This window comes from Bradyrhizobium genomosp. I (2014), assembly GCF_000261685.1.
Taxonomy (GTDB): domain Bacteria; phylum Pseudomonadota; class Alphaproteobacteria; order Rhizobiales; family Xanthobacteraceae; genus Bradyrhizobium.
Genome location: NZ_AJQE01000274.1, coordinates 1 through 2,230, shown reverse-complemented (window position 1 = coordinate 2,230; position 2,230 = coordinate 1). Strand labels below are relative to the sequence as shown.

The 2,230-nt window shown below is 64.0% G+C and carries 2 protein-coding genes and 1 pseudogene; all 3 read right to left on the bottom strand.

The features are described 5' to 3' along the window. A partial coding sequence (locus IC50_RS25415; RefSeq protein WP_035711215.1) for a fatty acid desaturase occupies positions 1–947 on the bottom strand: 947 nt, incomplete at its 3' end. Positions 948–962: 15 nt separating this feature from the next. Further along, positions 963–1,979 (bottom strand): alpha/beta fold hydrolase, encoded by a 1,017-nt coding sequence (locus IC50_RS25410; protein WP_035711213.1) that lies wholly within the window; start codon positions 1,977–1,979, stop codon positions 963–965. A 162-nt stretch (positions 1,980–2,141) separates the two neighbouring features. After that, positions 2,142–2,230 (bottom strand): annotated as a pseudogene (locus IC50_RS43255) (MBL fold metallo-hydrolase); the annotation flags it as partial.

Sequence of the window (2,230 nt, the reverse complement as noted above, 5' to 3'; positions counted from 1 at the left end):
AAAACGGGCTGCCGCTGCCGGCGAAACCAGGCCCAGGTCTCGCGCGTCGTCCTGATGTAGCCGCGGCCGCGATGGACGATCTCGCCGTCGACGATCTCGTTCAGCCTCGGCAGCGCGTGAAAGGGGATCGACGGATAGGCGTGGTGCTCGACATGGTAAGGCATGTTCCACGCGAACCATTTGACGACCGCGCCGGTGTAGGTGGTGCGGGTGTTGTGGAAGGCGCTGCGGGTACGTTCGCAACCGGTGTGCTCGGCATAGAGATAAGGCCGCAGGAAGAACTGCCCGATGACGAGCGGGACGATCCAGACCCAAAGCAGCAGCGCTGACGAGAACCACAGCGAGAGCGCGAGCAGCAGGACATAAAGCGCGACATAGACACGTGCCTCTCGCACGATGACCGCACGCTTGCTTTCGGGAACCCAGGGGACGACGACCTTGCCGGTGACGGCATGGCCGAGCATCAGGCGGAGACGGCCGGCGACCTGGAGCAGGCCGCTGTAAGCGATCGCCAATTGCGTGTCGGATGTCGGCTTCACCCCGACGATCAGCTCGGGATCCTTGTCCGGATCCTGGGTGTAGCGGTGGTGGTCCCAGTGAAACAGGCAGTAATATTCGTAAGGCAATCCGATGATGAAAGCCGAGAGATGGCCCACCGCGAGATTGAGGCCGCGGCTCCTGAACGCGGTCTTGTGTGCGGTTTCGTGCACTGCCATGAACAGGAAGGCGACGACATAGCCCTGCACCGCCATCAGCGGCAGCGCCCACAGCACGCCCCATGTCGACGAAACCTTCCAGATCGACGCGCCCACCAGCAGGATCACGCCGTAATGGCCGAGGCTCTGCGCCGCCCCCCTGAGATCGGAGCGAACCGACAATTCGCGCAGCATGGCCGGCGTCAGCGGCTTCAGGCGATGACCGGACTCTGAAACGGTTGCGTCGCTCATGATCGGTTGCCCGCCCTACTTGCTGAGAAGCTCGGCGACCTCGGCCTTGATGAAGGCCTGGTCGCGCGGATTGTTGACTGGGTTGCCGGCGCGATGGCCATGCAGCGACGGGATCGGATGCAGCACGGCCGATTTCGCGTTGACCAGCCGGCCGAGTTCGTCCTCGTTGTCGCGGACGTCGAAATAGCGATCGGTCGCGCCCGGCATCAGCAGCATGTGCGCCTTGATCGCCGCCAGCGCGCGATCGAGGTCGCCACCAAACTCCTCACAACGGCTGATGTCGCCGCGCTGCCAGATGCCGACCTGCGCCAGCAGGTCGTTGGCATCGCGCCGGGCAAACGTCGCGTCCCAGGTGCGGACGAGATAGTCCTCCAGCGAGGTGAAGCCGGCTTCGCGCCAGAGCTCGTCGCGATAGAAGCCATGCGACATCGCCCAGCCGGCATACACCCGCCCCATGGCGCGATAGCCGGCGACGGGCTTTTCCACGAAGCGCCCGTCGCGGAAGGCGGGATCGGCGGTGAGCGCGGCCTTCACGCTTTCCAGGAAGACGTAATTGTAGGGCGCGCAACGCGCGCTGCCGCAGACGACCGCAGCGCGCTCGACCATGTCAGGATGCAGCGCCGCCCAGTGATAGGCCTGCATACCGCCCATCGACCAGCCATAGACGAGCGCAAGCTTCGAAATGCCGAAGCGTTCGGTGAGGAGCCGGTGCTGGACCGCGATGGCATCGTGATAGCTCACCTCGGGGAATGGCGCGGGCGTATTCGAAGGCGAGGACGACAGGCCGTTGCCGAACAGGTTCGGGATGATGATGAAGTAACGCGTGGGATCGAGCACGCCGTCGGGCCCGATCAGCCATTCGGTGTCGGTATGCTGCGCGCTGAACGAGGTCGGATAGAGGATGACGTTGTCCCTGGCCGGGCTCAGCGCGCCGTAGGTCTTGTAGGCGAGCTTCAGCGAGGGGAAGACGGCCCTGGACTGCAGCGTGACGTCGCCGGCCTCGAAAATCTCGTAGTCGCGCTGCGCCGTCATGCATCCAACTCCCTGCTCACGCAGCCTTAGTACGCCGTGCATTCCGCGATGCATCGATCATGCCGATCCTGCGAATGCGGGCGGTTGCAGCAGCAGATTCAATAACTGTACTAGTAGTACATTTATTGAGGACTGGCAAGATAAATCTGCCGGCACACCGGCTCAGGCGATGGCCGCGAGATAACGCGCGACCGACGCGGCGAACGCGGCCTTGGCGCCGCTAGCGATGTTGCGGCCCCACCAGGCTCCGT

Bases quoted from the DNA above. Each gene is read 5' to 3' on its own strand.
- IC50_RS25410 (WP_035711213.1), bottom strand. From the start codon at position 1,979: ATGACGGCGCAGCGCGACTACGAGATTTTCGAGGCCGGCGACGTCACG.